This window comes from Wolbachia endosymbiont (group A) of Oxytorus armatus (assembly GCF_964027005.1).
In the GTDB taxonomy this organism is placed as follows: Bacteria; Pseudomonadota; Alphaproteobacteria; order Rickettsiales; family Anaplasmataceae; genus Wolbachia; species Wolbachia pipientis.
In genome coordinates this window covers 1,092,098-1,109,672 of the sequence record NZ_OZ034719.1, presented here as the reverse complement: position 1 = coordinate 1,109,672, position 17,575 = coordinate 1,092,098, and the positions used below count along the sequence as shown (strand labels likewise).

The window sequence follows — 17,575 nt, the reverse complement described above, 5'->3', positions numbered from 1 at the left end:
GGTATAATATGTTTTTTTAAAGTAGGGAAAGCGATGGTATATAGTGTAGATTTAAGGGAAAAAGCAGTGTCTTTGGTAGAAAAAGGAAAGTCAAAGGTTGAAGTTGCAGAGGTTTTTGAGATAGGGATAGCAACACTATATAGATGGCTAAAAAAGAAAGCTACTGGCCAAGGTCTCAAAGCGGTAAAAAGTACTGGTTTTATTCGAAAAATAGATCCAGAAATACTCGAAGAATATGTCAAAAAACACCCAGATCACACACTAGCAGAAATGAAACAAAACCTTGGCTTTGGGATAAGTGCAATTTGGTATAGATTAAGACAGCTAAAAATAACCTTTAAAAAAAGTCACATTCTATCAAGAGCGCAATCAAGAAGATAGGCAGCAATTTATCGATAAAGTCTCAAAAATAGACCACTGTAGCATTTTATATATAGATGAAGCAGGAGTTGATAATAGACTATACCGAGAATATGCACGAGCTCCAAGAGGAGAAAAAATATATGCTGATGTTCCAGGAAAAAAGCGGGAAAGAGTGAGTATAATAGGTGGATGAGAAGTTTATTGCACCAATGACCTTCACAGGAGGGTTTAATAAAGATATATTTAATGTATGGTTAGAGCGAAGATTACTTCCACAATTACAGCGTGATACAACCATAGTTATGGGTAATGCTACATTCCATAAAACTCCCAAAACAAAGTCATTAATAGAGTCTTTTGGCTGTCATTTGCTTTATCTTCCAACATATTCACCTGATCTAAATCCGATAGAGCATTGTTGGCACACCATCAAAAGTTGCCTCAGACCTCTAATGCATCAATGTACAGACTTACACCTTTTAGTTGGTAATACCATTTTAGACGTTTATCATTCGTTTTAGAAAATACTATAGTTGAAATAGCGCAGTTACTCACCCCATAAATTTGGTGCTCTCTTTCAATCAAAGGTGTCTTGCTGCTTGAAACCCCAGTTATGGATTAACCAACACAGTAAGGCTTAGAAATAGAAGGCTTTTTTGACTGCATGGAATATGAAATTAATGTAGAAAAAATATGTACCAGAAAATTTATTGGCGATCTGTGCCGTGTATGTTCAAGCTCAAATTTATTTTTTAAACAACCAAAGACTGTCTCAATAATCGACCTTTTTCTCAATAAAGCCTTCTCTTTTAGTGAGATTAGTGCGTTTTTCATGCCTTTTTTCACTTTAGTGACAAGCTTTAAACCTCTATCGAAGAGTTCCTCAAAGAGCTCCTTCTTGATATAGCCTTTATCTCCGAACAAAAGTCCTGTCAGTCTTTTAGTTATAGTTGGCACAGGTATCAACGTTACCTTTGGTTAGAGTAAGTGATTGAATTTCTCCAATTTCGTTAATCACCAAGTGCAATTTAAAGCCAAAAAACCAACCATACGTGCTCTTACCAATTTCTGCTAAACCATCAAAAACTTTGTTCCTAGAGATCCTTTTCTTGTGGCAAATGGCAATCGTAGAAGTGTCAATGTAGGAAGTACCTGTCATTTTCGCTTGTTCGCAGAACCATTGAAGAAGTAATGCTAAATACCGTAAAACTCTCGGCTTTAAGGCAATAAATCTGTGATATGAAGGCATCTTTGAAAATTCTGATCTATAGAGTAACTTAAGGTAACAAAGATAAAAAGCCTTGAAGTTTTTACATGGCGATTGGTGGTATAACAGGATTATGGTTAGCATTTCTGAGTGCGCTATTTCTGGTACTCTGGTTGGTTTTTTGCCATTTGATAAGAACTTATTTGCAAAATTTTCATCTACTACACGACAAAAATCCTCGACGCAGCAGTAAAGTTCTGTAATATCTTTCTTCATGGGTAACCTCTTAAATTATTGTTAAAATACTTGAGTTTACCCTATTTCCCTCTTTATTAATTCTACTTTTATCTGTTTTCTAATCCATAACTGGGGTTTGAAATGTTTTCTTTGTAAAAATTTGGCTTATCTTTATATCATCTCATTCAAACAGCATTAACATAACTTATGCCTTTTTTGGATGTAGAAATTTTCTAGGAATTGTCTTTTTGAATTCTATGGTATTTTGTTTAACATTGAAACAAGAGGCCAGTGTCACGCACTGGCATGACACCCATTTGTTCCTATAGTTGTCTTTTCTCGTCTACCTTATTTTGCCACTCTGCTGAACAGATATAGCTCTTTTTACAATAATCCGAACAGACCGTAATATGCTACTGGCCTGCTATAGCCATAAACACATATCTTATCGCATTCGGACTATTATAAGAAAGGCTATACATAAAGAAAGTGGAAAATTGGACATTCTCAACTCGGCTCCTGCAGATTAAAAATTAAGTTGAATAAAAATTGGATTTGACGCAGTTTTTTCCCATAGTTTAAGAAATTAAAAGTTTAACGATTAGAATTATAATTACAAACCACAATAAAAAATAGACTTTTCCATTTGATTTATTTTTAATTTGGATGTTTTCTAATTTTTTATCAGCTATTAGGTTCAATTTTTCTATAAGGCTAAATATTCCTTGGATTGTTTTTATGGGATAAGAACTTCTAATTTTTTCCCTATACCCTATTTTATTTTCATGTTGACTGCTTATCCACGCTTCAACTACTTTCCACATATTGATTTCTGAGTAGATCTTTCTACATGTCCCTTCCAGTAAAATCATAGTTTTCTGCAGCAATAACAATTGTGTTTGAACTTTCATATCAAAATCACCAGTTATTTTTAATAGCTGAGCAAGTAAACTAGCAAATGAAATCTTCTGTATAGGCTGCCCAATAATGGGTTCACCTATTGCCCTGCAAGCTGTGACAAAATTTCTATGCTGTGATGAAACATAACCAGCTCTAAAGTGCATTTTTGCAACGTGATCATAATCCCGATTTAAAAAGCCTTTGAGTATCTCTATAACGTAATAGCATGTCTCACGATCTATTCTACCCATGATTCCACAATCCAGGGCAATAATATTGTTATTACTATCAACCATTAGATTTCCAGGATGCATATCAGCATGAAAAAAACAATCCCTGTATACTTGATTGCAAAACGATTCTATAAGATTGATAGCTATTTGCTTACGATTATTCAGTTTTTCAACTTCGTATATTGGCGTTGCTTCTATCCATTCTAATGTTAAAACCTTTTTCGAAGTTCTATTCCAATCTATTTCAGGTACGTAAAAACCTCTGTCATTTTTTGTGTTTTCCTTTAGTTCCGAAGAGTGAGCAGCTTCAAAACGTAGATCTAACTCTAATCGGCAAATTTCAGCAAAAGTTTTGACTAATTCAATTGGCCTCAGCCTTTTTGATTGTTCGCTAAATTTTTCTGCAATTTCTGCAAGCCAAGAAAGCATTTTTATATCCCTTGAGAATGTTTTCTCAATATTTGGCCTTAAAACCTTCACAGCAACTTCTTTACCCTCAGTTGTAACCGCTCTATGCACCTGAGAAATCGATGCTGCTGCAATTGGCTTTTCAGAAAAGCTTGAAAAAATGTCGCTCAATTTACAATTAAACTCACTTTCTATAGTTTTAACTGCTATTTTATGTGAAAACGATGGCAATCTATCACATATCAATAACAAGTTATTTGTTATATCCTCATTTAAAACATCAGTACGTGATGAGATAGACTGCCCAAACTTAATGAACACCGGACCTAATTTTTCAAGAGCACGCTTTAGTTTATGGCCTTGTATCTTATTTATTGATTTCTTTGATGGTGGAAGTAAATAAGGTAATATATTGTAACGCGTCAGCACTGTAGTTATGTGCAGAAGACGCAAAATATTTTGAATCATTTCGCTGCGTAACTGCTAAATATTTCATTTAGGGTTTTATCCTTCATAATCTCACCAGGCTTACCTTGGCAGTAGACAGTATTATTTATACAAATTATGTAATCTGAGCATGGTAGAGCAGAGTTAAGATCATGAGAAGTCATAAGAATCGACACTAATCGGTTTTTTGCTATTTTGCTTATAATATCATAGAACTTAGCCCGTGCGTTAATATCCATTGCACTAACTGGCTCATCTAGAATGATCAAGTCAGGCTCTGCAATTAAACAACGTGCAAGCAGTAATAATTGTGTTTGCCCTGCAGAAATTTCTAATACTTGATTTTTCAAAATGTTACCGATACCAGCCAACTCTATCGTTTCTGTAATAATGGATTGATTTTTCTTTAGTCTTTTCAAGGAGCTATTTAAAAGAAAATATTCAACTGTTATTGGCATCAAATTACTAATACTAAAATTTTGCGGCATGTAGCTAATTTTTGTGTTCTCAGCTAACACAATATTTCCAGTATAATTTTTATTTATACCAGCAATTGCTTTCACTAAAGAGGTTTTACCTCCACCATTTGGACCAAGTATTGTAATTATGTCTCCTCTTTCCATGAACATATTGATATTGTCAAGGATTCTTTTACCATCATATGCGAGAGCAAGATTTTCTATTTTTAGAAGACGATTATTGACATTATTCAATTTATTGACAAAATTTAACTTCTTCTCAACGTTTATATGAGACATTTACTGGCTTTTTTTCTATTACTTTCACTTACACTATACTATAATATTGCCTTTTCATCCAATTTAAAAGTTGTAGCTACAATCAAACCTATCCACTCACTTGTAGCTTCTGTTACAGAAGGGATTTTAGAACCGGAATTGCTTGGCTATGCAACATCTGCACATAATTATATATTAAAGCCATCTGATGCGAGTAATTTAGAATCAAGTGACGTTATATTTTATGTTGACGATAACTTAGAGACGTTTGTTCAAACTTTCGCCAAAAATAATAAAGAACTAGTGCAATTGTCAAAGGCAATCAACCTACTTCCTACTCGGCCACATTCATTTTCTAGAAAAATCACTCACATTCAAGATGAAAAAGATTTACACATGTGGCTGAGTCCCAAAAATGCAAAGAGCATGATACTTTCTATAAGTGCAACATTGTCTGACATAGATAAAGGAAATTCCCATCGATACAGTTCTAATGCAACAAAAGCTATAAAAAAAATAGACCAAGAAGTAAAAGAAATCATGAAAGAACTGAATGATTTTAAAAATCAAAAATACATCGTTACTCATGATGCTTATCAATATTTTGAAAAATATTTTGGTCTAAATCATCCAAGCGCTATTCTTTCCATAGAAGAGGATTCTTACATAGGTATGAAGAGTTTAATGAAGCTAAAAAAGATAATGAAGGAAGAAAACGTTAAATGTATATTTGCTCATTCACAGGAAGATAGCATAAAGCCTAACGCCCTTTCTAATGACGCAAAAATGGTAGTTCTTGATCCTATTGGATCAGACATAGAGCCTGGAAAAGATGCATATCTAGCTATAATCAATAGCATTGCACAAAATTTTAAGTCTTGTTTTGTTGAGTAATAAGTTCCCTTTTAGCTTACTGTTTTATTGTTCTACAAATCAAGAAGAAGTGAGTTTACAACAAATGGTGTCATTCCAGTCTGGAATCCAGCTTTTTCATAATCATCAAAACGTTGTATTTTAACATAAAACGGCTACTTTTATGCTTACTAACTTAATAAAATTCCTGGATCCCAGACTGGGATGACATCGTAGGGGTGCTGGCCTGATAACCGTCATCCCGCTACTTGTTAGCGGGATCTAGAGATACCGCGAATGAATCGCGGTATGACGGTTCGCGGCGGCATGACGATAAGGTTTATACCTTGTCATCCCAGTGCTTGACACCGGGATTGATTTATCTTGTCTACCTTATTTTGCCACTCCGCTGAACGGATACCATATTATGCAGGTTTAGAATTATGCTTTATTCTTACGTTTATGTCTTGATTCAATGCAACCAATAAATTAAGCAAGTATTCTAAGGAGAACCCTTCGACTTTTGATCTATTGATTTGAGATACTTTAGGTTGATCAATCTTTAGAGCGTTTGCTGCTTTTTTCTGTGTTTTGTACTTCTTACCTATTAATTGTGCAATGACCTTTATTAATTTCAGTTTTGTATCTTTCACATCCCCCAACTCTACTATTATAGGATAACTTAATTGTAAATTTTGCATAATAATAAAATTCCTTATAAAAAAATTACTTTAGTTTTTCTTCTTTAAATAACACATGCCTTCTGACTACTGGGTCATACTTCCTAAACTCCAGTTTTCTGGTGAGCTTTTTTGGATTACGCTTTTTTACATAAAAATAGCCAGTTGATTTTTCTTCACCAGTTTTTGTTATCTTGATTGCAGTGCTGACTAACTTAACGAGCAAAGAAGCATTTTTTTTCGCCATACTTATAATGATATAATAAATTCTATGCGAGTTTATTACGCAAAATACTAAAAGTCAATCGAATAATGCAGATTGCAAAATCCTTGACAATCAACAGTGCATTAAGTAGCATAAAGTTAACTTCAGAATAAAAAGCAAACGGTAAATAAGTGACAAATAGTGGTAAAAGGGTATTATTGATAGAAAATTCTATCTGTTCTAATGAGGTAAGAGTTGCCTTGTCAATTAATAACAAGGTTGTAGAATTTGAACAAGAATTCAAGGAAAAAAAACAATTAAGAGGTAATATATACGTTGCTTATATAAAGCGTATAGAGCCTTCTTTGCAAGCCGTATTTATTGAATATGGGAAAAATAAGCAAGGTTTTTTGTCTTTTTCCGAGATATCTCTAGATTACTTCAACATTCCAGAAAAAGAAAAGGAAACTATCTTTGAGGGCTACTCAAATGACGATTGTATAGAAGAAGCCTCAGCAAATGTTTCTTCAGATTCTGCAGCTAGTAAGAATGTCAACGAATCAGGTAGTGGTTTTGTAAGAGAGGTACCTTTATATAAAAAATACAAATTACAAGATGTTATTTCAGTAAATCAAAAAGTATTGGTCCAGCTAACTAAAGAGGAACGAGGCAATAAAGGAGCTTCATTTACAACATACATAACTTTAGTGGGTAGATACTGTGTTTTCATGCCAAATTCCATGAGCAAAGGTGGAGTGTCCCGCAGAATTGAAGATGCTAATGTCAGAAAGCAGTTAAAGGAGATACTGAGTTCAATAAACTTGCCAAAAAGATCAGGTTTAATAGTAAGAACTGTTGGTTCAGGAAAAAATAAGAAAGAAATTGAGCAGGATTACAATTACTTATCCTCATTATGGCAGAGCATTCAAAAAAATGCCTTCTCTGTAAACGTTCCATCATTAATTTACAATGAAGCAGATGTAATTATGAGATCTGTTCGTGATTTTTGTAGCGATGGTATAGAAGTTATAGTGTCTGGAAAGGAAGCTTTTGAGGCAGTTAGGCAATATGCTAACAATGCACTAAAAGGTAGTAAGTTGCGCTATAGATTGTATAGAGGTTATGCTCCGATCTTTACTTACTACGGAATCGAAGATCAAATTTCTGAGTTATATAGCAATAGAGTAGAATTGCCATCTGGTGGGTCTTTGATAATAACTTTAACTGAGGCGTTTGTTTCAATAGACGTAAATTCAGGAAAGATGACAGGAGAAGATAGCATAGAAGAAACAGCTTATAGAACCAACATGGAAGCAGTACCTGAAATATCAAGACAGGTGAATCTTAGGGGCCTATCAGGATTAATAGTAGTCGATTTTATTGATATGTTGAAATATCAGTATTGCAGAGCTGTTGAGTCTGCTATAAAGCAAGCGTTTAAAGATGATAAAGCTAAAGTTCAATTTAGCTACATAAATGACTTTGGTTTAATGGTATTTTCAAGACAAAGAATTAAACCAAACATACAAGAAATTAATACTACAGAGTGTTTACACTGCAAAGGTACTGGAAGAGTAAAATCAAACGAAGTAATTGTTTCATCAATACTAAGGGATTTACAACATATTGCTAACAAGAATCGAAATAAGTCTTTTGATTTAGTAGCACACAGTGCAGTTATAGCGCACATTTTTAATAACAAACGCAATACAGTTTCTACAATCGAAAAAGAGTTTAATATTACATTGAACGTTAGTATTGATAACAGTTTAGATGTAAATACATTTGTTTTAAAACAAGGAGATGATGTTAATTTAAACGGTTATAAGCCATTACAGAACTCTGGATACCAAATTGGGGATAGCAGCAATGAAGAAGCTGATAATTCAAATAAACTACGAGGCAATTTTTGGCTGACTAAGTGGCTTTCGCGCCTTTTAAGTTCTAATAACTAATTAGAAACCTAAATTGGGCTTGTAATTAATGAGCCCTATACTTATATATTCTTATATCAGATAATATTTACAATGGGGTACTCATTATGGAAAGAGCAATAGGCATAGATCTCGGAACAACAAATTCTTGTGTTGCAATAATGCAGGGCAAGGATACAAAGGTAATAGAAAATAAAGAAGGGGCAAGAACTACTCCATCTATAGTTGCATTGACTTCTTCAGGAGAAAGGTTGATTGGTGCTCCAGCAAAAAGGCAAGCAATCACCAATGCAAGTAATACCTTTTTTGCTACTAAGAGATTAATAGGCCGTCAATATAGTGATCCTGAGATGAAAAATCTAAGTGTACCATACAAAGTATTTGCAGCAAAAAGTGGTGATGCATGGGTTAAAACAACTGATAATAAAGAATATTCTCCTAGTCAAATTGGTGCATTTATACTACAAAACATGAAAGAGGCAGCAGAAGCTTATCTTGGAGAGGAAGTAAAAGATGCTGTGATAACAGTGCCAGCATACTTCAACGACTCTCAACGTCAAGCAACAAAAGATGCAGGAAAAATTGCCGGATTAAATGTACTCAGAATAGTAAATGAACCGACTGCTGCAGCACTTGCTTATGGTCTTGATAAGAAACATGGGCACACAATAGTAGTATATGACCTTGGTGGTGGTACATTTGACGTTTCAATACTTGAAATAGGTGATGGAGTTTTCGAAGTGAAAGCAACAAACGGTGATACCCATCTTGGAGGTGAAGACTTTGATAATGGAGTAGTGAGTTATTTACTAGATGAATTCAAGAAAAGTAATGGCATTGATTTGAAAAATGATCCAATGGCTATGCAAAGAATCAAAGAAGCTGCTGAAAAAGCGAAAATTGAATTATCAAGTGCAATGGAAACGGAAATAAATCTACCGTTTATTACAGCTGATGCAAGTGGTCCAAAACACTTAAATATGAAATTAACGAGAGCAAAACTTGAAAGCTTAGTGAATGATTTAATCGAAAGAACTATGGCTCCTTGTAAAAAAGCTCTTGAGGATGCTGGTTTATCTGCTAGTCAAATTGGCGAAGTGGTTCTTGTTGGTGGCATGACTCGTATGCCAAAAGTCATAGAGAAAGTTAAAGAATTCTTTGGCAAAGATCCACATAGAGGAGTTAACCCTGATGAAGTTGTAGCAATTGGAGCTGCAATACAGGCGGGGATCATTCAAGGTGATGTAAGAGATGTGTTACTACTTGATGTGACCCCACTTTCTCTTGGTATTGAAACTCTAGGAGGAGTATTCACTCCACTTATTGAGCGTAATACTACAATTCCTACTAAAAAATCTCAGGTGTTTTCAACTGCAGAAGATAACCAAACAGCTGTTACAATTAAGGTGCATCAGGGTGAAAGAAAACTGGCAGTTGATAATAAGCTACTTGGTCAGTTTAGTTTGGAAGGGATACCTCCTGCTCCGCGCGGAAGGCCACAAATTGAAGTGACATTTGATATAGATGCAAATGGAATAGCACACGTTTCTGCAAAAGATAAAGCTACTGGAAAAGAGCAAAAAATACGCATTCAATCTTCAGGTGGTTTATCTGATGATGAAATAAATCGCATGGTAAAAGAAGCTGAAGAAAAAGCGCAAGAAGATGAAAAGCGCAAAAAGTTTATTGAAGTGAAGAATCAAGCGGATAGCTTAGTCCATTCTACAGAAAAGTCTCTGACAGAGTATGGTGATAAAGTTTCACCAGAAGATAGATCTGCTATTGAAAATGCAGTTAACGAATTAAAAGAAGTTAGTAAATCTGATAACATTGATGACGCTGATTCAATACAGCAGAAAGTCACTAATCTTTCTCAATTATCTATGAAACTTGGAGAAGCTATGTATCAAGCATCTCAACAAAATAGTGCTGAAAATGGCTTTTCATCAGAAGGAAATCCAAATGATAAAGAGGAAAAAGTAGTAGATTCTGATTATCAAGACATAGATAATAAAGAAGAGAATAAGTAATTGCGATTGTCATCCAAGTAGCTGATACTGGGATGACAAGAGGAGCATATTGTTGCTTAAAGAAACCATTATGGATATTATTAAAACAATAGAAGAAAAGATACGCGATTCGATAGATGTAATTGATATCAACATTATCGATGAATCAGCAAAGCATGCTGATCATTATTTTGCTTCATCTTCAACATTACCTTCGCACATTAAATTAATATTAATATCTGACGGCTTTATTGGAATGAGCGTTCTAAAAAGACACAAGTTGATTTATGAGTTATTGAAGGGTGAGATAGAGCTAATACATGCAATTTCTCTTCACTTGTATACGCAAGATGAGTACAATTTAAAAAATAAATAATAAAAATGTGAAGGAAGAGTCTATATTAGTTAAAGCAGGAAGAAAATTTAATGACTATAAAGGTTCCATGAACCCGCCAGTTTATCATTCTTCTACCATATTATTCCCTACTTACAAGGACTACTTAAATGCAGCAAATGGAGAAAGTATATACGATGTAATCAATGATGGTGTTGCAAGGGATTATAGCTACAGTAATGTTGGTACTCCTACTGTTCATTATCTTTCAAATGCACTGGCTGAAATTGAAGGGAGTGGACAAGCGCTTATTTATCCTTCCGGACTATTTGCACTTACTTTTGCTATTCTAACTTTCGCTAAAGCAGGCTCGCACGTTTTAATTCAAGATAATAGTTATTATAGGCTTAGGAGGTTTGCAGAAAATGAGCTACCAAAAAGAGGAACAGAAGTAACTTTTTATGATCCAACACAGGATATAACTGATTTAATTCAGAGTAATACTTCATTGATAATGATCGAGACTCCTGGTTCTGTAACGTTTGAGATTTCGAATATAGAGCATATAGTAAAAGTTGCTAAGGAACATAAAATTGTGACCGTTTGTGACAATTCATGGGCCACTCCTTTGTTATTTAAGCCGCTTGATTATGGAGTTGATGTTGCACTATATGCGGTGACAAAGTATCTAGCCGGTCACTCAGATTTATTGATGGGGACTATGATTGCTGAAGGTGAAATTTTTAAATTGCTTTATGAGAGCTATAAAAATTATGGAGTAACCATTCAATCGCACGACTGTTATCTTGCACATAGGGGACTAAGAACACTGCACACACGTATGAAAAAGTACCAAAATACAGCAATGGAAGTGGCAAAGTGGCTAGAAGCACAGCAAAAAGTTAGAAAGGTTTTATATCCAGCACTTCCCTCCCATCCTCAACACGAATTATGGAAAAGTTACTTTAAAGGAGCAAGCGGCGTATTCAGTATAGTATTGGGTAGAGAATATTCATGTGAAGAACTAAGCTGCATGGTTGATCACATGAAAATTTTTAGTATTGGTGCTTCTTGGGGAGGGTGCGACAGTTTGATATTACCAATAGATCGTAGATCTATGTCAAGATCTGTAATGAATTCAGATTATGGTGGAAGTTTCATGCGGATATTTTGTGGACTAGAAGATTCTGAGGATTTGATCTCTGATTTAAATGCTGCACTAGCAAGACTGCCATGTTTGAATATCAAAGCTGGCAGATGAAACTGAGAGAATTACTGCATAACATTATTGATGTTAACTTTGATATTGAAATCAAGGGCGTTACATGTAATCCCAAGAGAGTCAAGGAAGGTTATCTTTTTGTTTGTGTGTCAGAAAGGAGTAAAGAATACGCAACATGCGATACTGGAATCCATATCCTTCCTACTGAATCACAGTGTTACGTACACAACTGTGTAGACGTTATGATACAAGGGGCCAAGAAAGATGTCATCCCAGTGCTTGACTACTTGGATCCAGAAAATTTAATTGCAAATGAGCACACTAGGCAATTGTATAATAAAAACTGGATTCCAGTGTCACGCACTGGAATGACAGATACTTCGAGCTTTGCAGTGCTTGAACACCCAAACCCTCAAGAAATATACAGCGAAATAGTCAGCAGGTTTTATCAATTCAAACAGCCCAAATATGTTGCTGCTGTAACTGGTACAAATGGTAAAACTTCAGTAGTAGAATTTTGCCGCCAGATCTGGCAAAACTCTGGCTATAATGCTGCGTCTATTGGAACACTTGGAACATGCATCAATAATGGCAGAAAAGGTAATAGCAACAGCCTTACCACTCCAGGTGCAGAAGACCTTTACGCAACATTGCGTGGTATAAGTGTAGAACACTTAGTGTTGGAATCATCAAGTCATGGGATTGATCAATACAGAATCCATGGATTAAAGTTGAGTGCTGCAGCTTTTACTAATTTCTCGCAAGATCATTTAGATTACCATAAAAGTCTTGGTGGATATTTAGAAACTAAAAAAAGGTTATTTTACGAAGTATTACCAGAAGGAAAAACAGCGATTTTAAATGCGGATATAGATGAATACGGCGCATTGCTTAAAATAGCTGAAAAACGCAGTAATAAAGTTGTGACTTATGGAAAAAAAGGCTCTGATATTACTTTATTAGAGCAAACATCAACCCCTAATGGTCAACATCTTACAGTAAAAATTGATAACCAAATTTACAATACATTTTTCCCAGTTTTAGGAAAATTTCAAGCATATAATCTGCTATGTGCAATTGGTATATCTGGATTAAATTACAGAGAAATATGCGTAGAAAAACTCGTTTCTCCACCAGGAAGAATGGAAAAAGTGAAACCTTTTGCATTCGTGGATTACGCTCATACTCCAAGTGCGCTTAAACAAGCCCTATTGTCTTTAAAATGGCATATCAACAAAAAAATAATTCTAGTTTTTGGATGCGGTGGAAATCGCGATCAGACGAAACGTTCAGAAATGGGCAAAATAGCACAAATGTATGCAGATAAAGTAATAATTACAGATGATAATTCGCGTGATGAAGATCCGGCAAAAATTCGCCACGATATTTTGCTACATTGCCCTGATGCACTGGAGATAGGAGGTAGGAGAGAAGCTATAGAGAAAGGCGTAGATATTGCCTATAACGAGGGTATGATTCTGCTAGTTGCAGGAAAGGGAAATGAGAAATTTCAAATTATAGGCAACCAAACTTTTGAATTTAGCGATGTTGAGGTTATTAAAAATCATGCCTTAACATACTGATTTTCGCAATGGGCTTACCTCCGCTAATGTGCGAATATTGAAGCAAAAGTGATGTCATCCCAGTGCTTGACACTGGGATGGCTTTGTTGCATAGCAACTGAAAAAATCTGGTGGCTACTGACAAAATTCATTATAAAATAGCCATTTAACCTTGAAAGAAAAAATATGCCACAAAAAATGAGGGTCAGTAACCATAGCGAATATAACAAATTTCTAGAAAAAAGAGGAAATATTTTTCATTATATCAACGAAGCCATAGAAAAGTGGTACGAGAATGGTCCAAAAATACCAGGTGGCAACAATATTTATAGCGATAAAGTTGTAATTTTGGTGCACATAATAACTTGTTTATTTAGAATAGGCCTGAGGCAAACAGTTGGGTTTATAGCAGGATACCTTGAGCAAATTGGGAAAAATTTGCAAGTTATCAGCTATTCACAATCATCAAGAAGGTTTAAGAAACTCAATATTAAGATCAATGATTGCAGAAAATAATATGGAAGATATCGAAATTGCTATAGACAGTACAGGAATTAGTATATACAACAACACTCCTGGTCATAGCAAAGAAAATAGCGAAGATAGAAAGTATCGCAGCTATGAACAGACAAGAAAATTGCATGTAATGTTGAATACAAACAGCAAAAAAGCCATAGCTGTAAAATACAGTAACGGCTGATCACTATGGAGCTTGTGATTTGCTAAAAGAAGTCGATTTTCAGTATGTCATAAAAGTACTATATGCAGATAGGGCATATGACAGAGAAAAGCTCTATAAGCTGTGTAATCAATATGGTATAAAAACGAAAATTCCTCCGAAAAACAACGCAGCAGAGCATCCAAAGTTAGACTATATGGCTGAGAGAAATTCTGCAGTCAAGCTCATAAAGTCATATGATGAAGATGGTATAAAGAAGTGGAAAAAAGAGATGAGTTATGGAAAAAGATCTTATATAGAAAGTTTTTTCTCGCGACTGAAACAAACATTCGGGTTTAGTTTTAGGAATAAATCTGAGACAAATAGAGAGAAGGAACTACTTGTTAAATGCTATTTGCTCAATAAGTTCACTGATATTGGTATGGCTAAATTTGAGATAGCTTCATAAATTTATTGTGCGTTACCTACTATCCGAAGAGCGATGCAACAAAGCCATCCCCAGTGTCAGCTACTTGGATGACAGAGGGGGTGGGATGACAGAAGATGATGGAGTGACAGGGAGTAATACAAAAAGTTTCGTCATCCCCATTGAATCGGCTTTAAAATCGATGTTCAAAGTTGAAATTTCCCTAGAAGATGCGGGGAAAATCAGAAAAGGTCAGGAAGTTGTATTAAATAACTTGCGTAATTTAAAGAATCATGATATTTGTTGTACGGTGGTGGGTAGTGTACCTATTGCAATCTGCAGTTTTATTTATGGTTGTGTGAAACCTATTCGTGTTTTTAATATTTAAAATGAGGTTTAGATGTCGATAACATCCGAAAAGAAAAAGAGTTTGATAAATATATATGCAATTAAAGAAGATGATACAGGCTCATCTTTTGTACAATGTGCAATTTTGACCGAGAGGATCAGTAACTTAACTGAGCATTTTAAAGTGCACAAGCATGACCATCACTCTAAGCGTGGTTTACTTATATTGATAGGTAGAAGACGCAAGCACTTAAATTATATAAAGCGTAAATTTGGTAATGAAGCCTATCAGGAATTAATAGAGAAGTTAGGCATTAGAAAATAATCGAGGAATTTAATATGTTTAAAATTATAAAAAAATCTATAGAGTGGGGTGGTCGTGCCTTATCTTTAGAAACAGGAAAAATAGCACGCCAAGCTCATGGTTCAGTAGTTGTAAATTACGGTGATACTTCTGTTTTAGTAACTGTTGTACGTAAAAAGAAGGAAGAAAGCGTTGATTTCCTACCTTTAAATGTGCAGTTTATCGCAAAAAGCTATGCCATGGGTAAGATCCCTGGCGGGTTTTTTAAAAGAGAAGGCAAGCCATCTGATAGAGAAACTTTAATCTCAAGAGTAATAGATAGAAGTATAAGACCACTATTCCCAGAAGGATTTCATGATGAAATTAGTGTGGTGTGCAATCTATTAACTTATGATACAGTCAATCCTCCTGAAGTGCCAGCATTGATTGGTGCTGTTGCAGCTCTTGCAATTTCTGGTGTTCCCTTTCACTTTACTATAGCTGGAGTGATGGTTGGTTGTGATGAAAATAATAACTATATACTCAACCCTTCTGTTCAAGAGATGAAAGCAAGCAGCTTGGATCTGTTTTTGTCTGGTGATGAAAATTCAATTTTAATGGTTGAATCAGAAGTGAAAGAGCTCTCTGAAGAAAATGTTTTTAATGCAATAAAATTTGGCCATGAACACCTTAAGCCTGTCATTAAGCTCATAAAAGAGTTTGCTGATACAATTGGCAATAAACCTGAGAGCTTTGCCCCTATTGATGCATCAGATATAACACAAGAGCTCGAAAAATACGGTAAAGATTTTGAAAAAGCATATTCGCAAACAGTAAAACAAGAGCGAGTTCAAGCTCTAGAAGCGATCAGAGAGAATATATTGAATACTCTTAAAGAAACTGGAAAAGACGAAAAGTTAATTACGTATGCAGTAAAAAACTTTGAAAGATCTTTAGTACGTGAAATAATTAGGAAGAAAAGTGTAAGGATAGACGGTCGTAAGCATGATGAGATACGTCAGATAGAAGTTGAAGTTGATATTCTGTCCAAAACTCACGGTTCTGCACTATTTACAAGAGGCAATACTCAGGCACTGGTTGTTACTGCTCTTGGCACCACTCAAGATGAGCAAATTGTGGATGATATTGAAGGGGATAGACGTGAGCATTTCATGTTGCATTATAACTTTCCCTCATTTGCTGTTGGAGAAACTTCTGCTGCGCGTGCACCAGGAAGAAGAGAAATCGGTCATGGCAAACTTGCTTGGAAAGCAATTCATCCTGTTTTACCCGGTAAGTCTGAATTTCCTTATACAATAAGAGTAGTGTCCGAAATTTTGGAGTCTGATGGTTCTTCTTCTATGGCAACAGTTTGTGGGACTTCTCTTGCTTTAATGGATACGGGTGTGCCAATAAAGGCCCCTGTTGCTGGAATTGCTATGGGTCTCATCAAAGATAAAGACGAGTATGTAATACTTTCCGATATACTTGGTGATGAAGATTATCTTGGTGATATGGACTTTAAAGTAGCAGGAACTAGTGAAGGGGTTACGGCGCTACAAATGGACATGAAAATTTCTGGTATAAGCTTTGAAATTGTTGAAAAATCTTTAGAACAGGCAAAAGCTGGAAGATTACATATTTTAGAAAAAATGAATGCAGTGATTTCAGAACACAGTGATGATGTCAAAGACCATGCACCAAGGATGTTATCATTTTACATAGATAAAGACAAAATTTCTGCTGCTATAGGTTCTAAGGGGAAAAATATACGCAGTGTGTGTGAAAGAAGTAATGCAAAAATTGAAATAGGAGATGATGGTAAAGTTTCTGTTTTTGCTACGAGTGGCACTGAAGCTGAAATTGCAAAGAGTATGATGATTGATTCAATAACAGAACTAGAACAAGGTTCTATAGTTGATGTCAAGGTTGTAAGAATAGAGAAGTCTATTGTAGAGCTTGAATTTCTTAATGGCAGAAAAGGAAAAATGCACATAAGTGAAGTAGCTAATGAACATATAGATTCTATAGAGAGCGTACTTAAACAAGATGATACTTTCAAAGCACTAGTAATTGACTTCGAAAAAGGTGGGTGTCCAAAGTTGTCAAGACGTCGGGTTGACCAAGAGACGGGAGAGTTTTTTGAAGGTGAGCTTTACAACGAGGAAAGGAAAGATGGTCCAAATGACAGGGATAATTATTACAATAATTCATTTAGTAGAAAACCTGGAGGAAGTCACCATAAGAGGCCTCCTCGTCCTCGTTCTGGTTTCAGCAACAGAAATAGGCCGAAATTTGGTAATAATGATTCATCATCAGGTTTTTATTAAGAGTAAACTTCTTGCGTTACCTCTCGTCATTCCAGTGCTTAACACTGGAATGACACCCTTTCTGGTGAAGGTTGTTCTCAAATCACAATGTTAGTACAATTGTGGTGTTAGCTATAGCTAACCCAAGGTATCCGTTCAGCGGAGTGGTAGAATAAGGTAGACAAAGTGATCTAAAAAGATAATCATAGAGCAAAAGTGA

The 17,575-nt window shown here is 35.2% G+C and carries 17 protein-coding genes and 2 pseudogenes; 14 read left to right on the top strand and 5 right to left on the bottom strand.

Features of this window, described 5'->3' with window-relative positions:
• The first annotated feature begins 33 nt into the window (after positions 1-33).
• Both AAGD79_RS05485 and AAGD79_RS05480 read left to right on the top strand, forming a co-directional pair.
• Complete coding sequence (locus AAGD79_RS05485; RefSeq protein ID WP_151808004.1) at positions 34-381, top strand: IS630 transposase-related protein; 348 nt, start codon at positions 34-36, stop codon at positions 379-381.
• Positions 382-548: 167 nt separating this feature from the next.
• The gene (locus AAGD79_RS05480; protein ID WP_341811261.1) at positions 549-884 is read left to right on the top strand and encodes a transposase; all 336 of its coding nucleotides are present in this window, start codon (positions 549-551) and stop codon (positions 882-884) included.
• Positions 885-981: 97 nt separating this feature from the next.
• On the opposite strand, the pseudogene AAGD79_RS05475 reads toward AAGD79_RS05480, so the two are convergent.
• The 3 genes and pseudogenes from AAGD79_RS05475 to AAGD79_RS05465 form a co-directional block, all read right to left on the bottom strand.
• Positions 982-1,846, bottom strand: a pseudogene (locus AAGD79_RS05475) (IS982 family transposase).
• Positions 1,847-2,385: 539 nt separating this feature from the next.
• Complete coding sequence (gene ubiB, locus AAGD79_RS05470) at positions 2,386-3,816, bottom strand: 2-polyprenylphenol 6-hydroxylase (RefSeq protein WP_341811260.1); 1,431 nt, start codon at positions 3,814-3,816, stop codon at positions 2,386-2,388.
• A complete protein-coding gene (locus AAGD79_RS05465; RefSeq protein ID WP_341811259.1) occupies positions 3,813-4,553 on the bottom strand; it encodes a metal ABC transporter ATP-binding protein in 741 nt (246 codons plus the stop codon). Before AAGD79_RS05465 ends, ubiB begins: the two co-directional genes overlap by 4 nt.
• Between AAGD79_RS05465 and AAGD79_RS05460 the strand changes: the two genes are divergently transcribed.
• On the top strand, positions 4,545-5,426 hold the full coding sequence (locus AAGD79_RS05460) for a zinc ABC transporter substrate-binding protein (protein ID WP_341811258.1): 882 nt from the start codon (positions 4,545-4,547) through the stop codon (positions 5,424-5,426). The two genes, AAGD79_RS05465 and AAGD79_RS05460, sit on opposite strands and share 9 nt — an antisense overlap.
• A gap of 383 nt (positions 5,427-5,809) precedes the next feature.
• Here AAGD79_RS05460 and AAGD79_RS05455 read toward each other — a convergent pair whose 3' ends face one another.
• Both AAGD79_RS05455 and rpmG read right to left on the bottom strand, forming a co-directional pair.
• Positions 5,810-6,085, bottom strand: coding sequence for a helix-turn-helix domain-containing protein (locus AAGD79_RS05455; RefSeq protein WP_096616492.1), 276 nt, complete (start codon positions 6,083-6,085; stop codon positions 5,810-5,812).
• A 25-nt stretch (positions 6,086-6,110) separates the two neighbouring features.
• Positions 6,111-6,311 carry a 50S ribosomal protein L33 gene (rpmG, locus tag AAGD79_RS05450; RefSeq protein ID WP_064124823.1) on the bottom strand — a complete coding sequence of 67 codons (201 nt, stop codon included), beginning with the start codon at positions 6,309-6,311 and terminating at the stop codon, positions 6,111-6,113.
• A gap of 149 nt (positions 6,312-6,460) precedes the next feature.
• Between rpmG and AAGD79_RS05445 the strand changes: the two genes are divergently transcribed.
• The 11 genes and pseudogenes from AAGD79_RS05445 (at position 6,461) to pnp (ending at position 17,376) form a co-directional block, all read left to right on the top strand.
• The gene (locus AAGD79_RS05445; RefSeq protein ID WP_264329440.1) at positions 6,461-8,224 is read left to right on the top strand and encodes a ribonuclease E/G; all 1,764 of its coding nucleotides are present in this window, start codon (positions 6,461-6,463) and stop codon (positions 8,222-8,224) included.
• 86 nt (positions 8,225-8,310) lie between these two features.
• Positions 8,311-10,233 carry a molecular chaperone DnaK gene (dnaK, locus tag AAGD79_RS05440; RefSeq protein ID WP_341811257.1) on the top strand — a complete coding sequence of 641 codons (1,923 nt, stop codon included), beginning with the start codon at positions 8,311-8,313 and terminating at the stop codon, positions 10,231-10,233.
• Between the two features lie 70 nt (positions 10,234-10,303).
• The gene (locus tag AAGD79_RS05435) at positions 10,304-10,588 is read left to right on the top strand and encodes a BolA family protein (RefSeq protein ID WP_077188332.1); all 285 of its coding nucleotides are present in this window, start codon (positions 10,304-10,306) and stop codon (positions 10,586-10,588) included.
• 7 nt (positions 10,589-10,595) lie between these two features.
• Positions 10,596-11,829 (top strand): annotated as a pseudogene (gene metC / locus AAGD79_RS05430) (cystathionine beta-lyase).
• Complete coding sequence (locus tag AAGD79_RS05425; RefSeq protein WP_341811256.1) at positions 11,804-13,351, top strand: UDP-N-acetylmuramoyl-L-alanyl-D-glutamate--2,6-diaminopimelate ligase; 1,548 nt, start codon at positions 11,804-11,806, stop codon at positions 13,349-13,351. Before metC ends, AAGD79_RS05425 begins: the two are co-directional and overlap by 26 nt.
• A 165-nt stretch (positions 13,352-13,516) precedes the next feature.
• Positions 13,517-13,846, top strand: coding sequence for a transposase (locus AAGD79_RS05420; RefSeq protein ID WP_007548762.1), 330 nt, complete (start codon positions 13,517-13,519; stop codon positions 13,844-13,846).
• A complete protein-coding gene (locus tag AAGD79_RS05415) occupies positions 13,830-14,030 on the top strand; it encodes a hypothetical protein (protein ID WP_010082383.1) in 201 nt (66 codons plus the stop codon). The genes AAGD79_RS05420 and AAGD79_RS05415 overlap by 17 nt, the downstream gene beginning before the upstream one ends.
• 19 nt (positions 14,031-14,049) lie before the next feature.
• A complete protein-coding gene (locus tag AAGD79_RS05410) occupies positions 14,050-14,457 on the top strand; it encodes a transposase (protein ID WP_007548764.1) in 408 nt (135 codons plus the stop codon).
• Positions 14,458-14,464: 7 nt separating this feature from the next.
• Positions 14,465-14,803 (top strand): hypothetical protein, encoded by a 339-nt coding sequence (locus AAGD79_RS05405; RefSeq protein WP_341811255.1) that lies wholly within the window; start codon positions 14,465-14,467, stop codon positions 14,801-14,803.
• Between the two features lie 12 nt (positions 14,804-14,815).
• Entirely contained in the window at positions 14,816-15,088 is a 273-nt protein-coding gene (gene rpsO / locus AAGD79_RS05400; RefSeq protein WP_006279944.1) for a 30S ribosomal protein S15, read from the top strand.
• A 14-nt stretch (positions 15,089-15,102) separates the two neighbouring features.
• The gene (pnp, locus tag AAGD79_RS05395; RefSeq protein WP_341811254.1) at positions 15,103-17,376 is read left to right on the top strand and encodes a polyribonucleotide nucleotidyltransferase; all 2,274 of its coding nucleotides are present in this window, start codon (positions 15,103-15,105) and stop codon (positions 17,374-17,376) included.
• The last annotated feature ends 199 nt before the right edge of the window (positions 17,377-17,575 follow it).

Excerpts from the sequence above, each read along its gene's own strand:
- rpsO (WP_006279944.1), top strand. The coding sequence starts at position 14,816 with ATGTCGATAACATCCGAAAAGAAAAAGAGTTTGATAAATATATATGCA.
- AAGD79_RS05485 (WP_151808004.1), top strand. The coding sequence starts at position 34 with ATGGTATATAGTGTAGATTTAAGGGAAAAAGCAGTGTCTTTGGTAGAA.
- AAGD79_RS05460 (WP_341811258.1), top strand. The coding sequence starts at position 4,545 with ATGAGACATTTACTGGCTTTTTTTCTATTACTTTCACTTACACTATAC.
- AAGD79_RS05465 (WP_341811259.1), bottom strand. The coding sequence starts at position 4,553 with ATGTCTCATATAAACGTTGAGAAGAAGTTAAATTTTGTCAATAAATTG.
- AAGD79_RS05420 (WP_007548762.1), top strand. The coding sequence starts at position 13,517 with ATGCCACAAAAAATGAGGGTCAGTAACCATAGCGAATATAACAAATTT.
- pnp (WP_341811254.1), top strand. The coding sequence starts at position 15,103 with ATGTTTAAAATTATAAAAAAATCTATAGAGTGGGGTGGTCGTGCCTTA.
- dnaK (WP_341811257.1), top strand. The coding sequence starts at position 8,311 with ATGGAAAGAGCAATAGGCATAGATCTCGGAACAACAAATTCTTGTGTT.
- ubiB (WP_341811260.1), bottom strand. The coding sequence starts at position 3,816 with ATGATTCAAAATATTTTGCGTCTTCTGCACATAACTACAGTGCTGACG.
- AAGD79_RS05455 (WP_096616492.1), bottom strand. The coding sequence starts at position 6,085 with ATGCAAAATTTACAATTAAGTTATCCTATAATAGTAGAGTTGGGGGAT.
- rpmG (WP_064124823.1), bottom strand. The coding sequence starts at position 6,311 with ATGGCGAAAAAAAATGCTTCTTTGCTCGTTAAGTTAGTCAGCACTGCA.
- AAGD79_RS05415 (WP_010082383.1), top strand. The coding sequence starts at position 13,830 with ATGATTGCAGAAAATAATATGGAAGATATCGAAATTGCTATAGACAGT.
- AAGD79_RS05435 (WP_077188332.1), top strand. The coding sequence starts at position 10,304 with ATGGATATTATTAAAACAATAGAAGAAAAGATACGCGATTCGATAGAT.
- AAGD79_RS05425 (WP_341811256.1), top strand. The coding sequence starts at position 11,804 with ATGAAACTGAGAGAATTACTGCATAACATTATTGATGTTAACTTTGAT.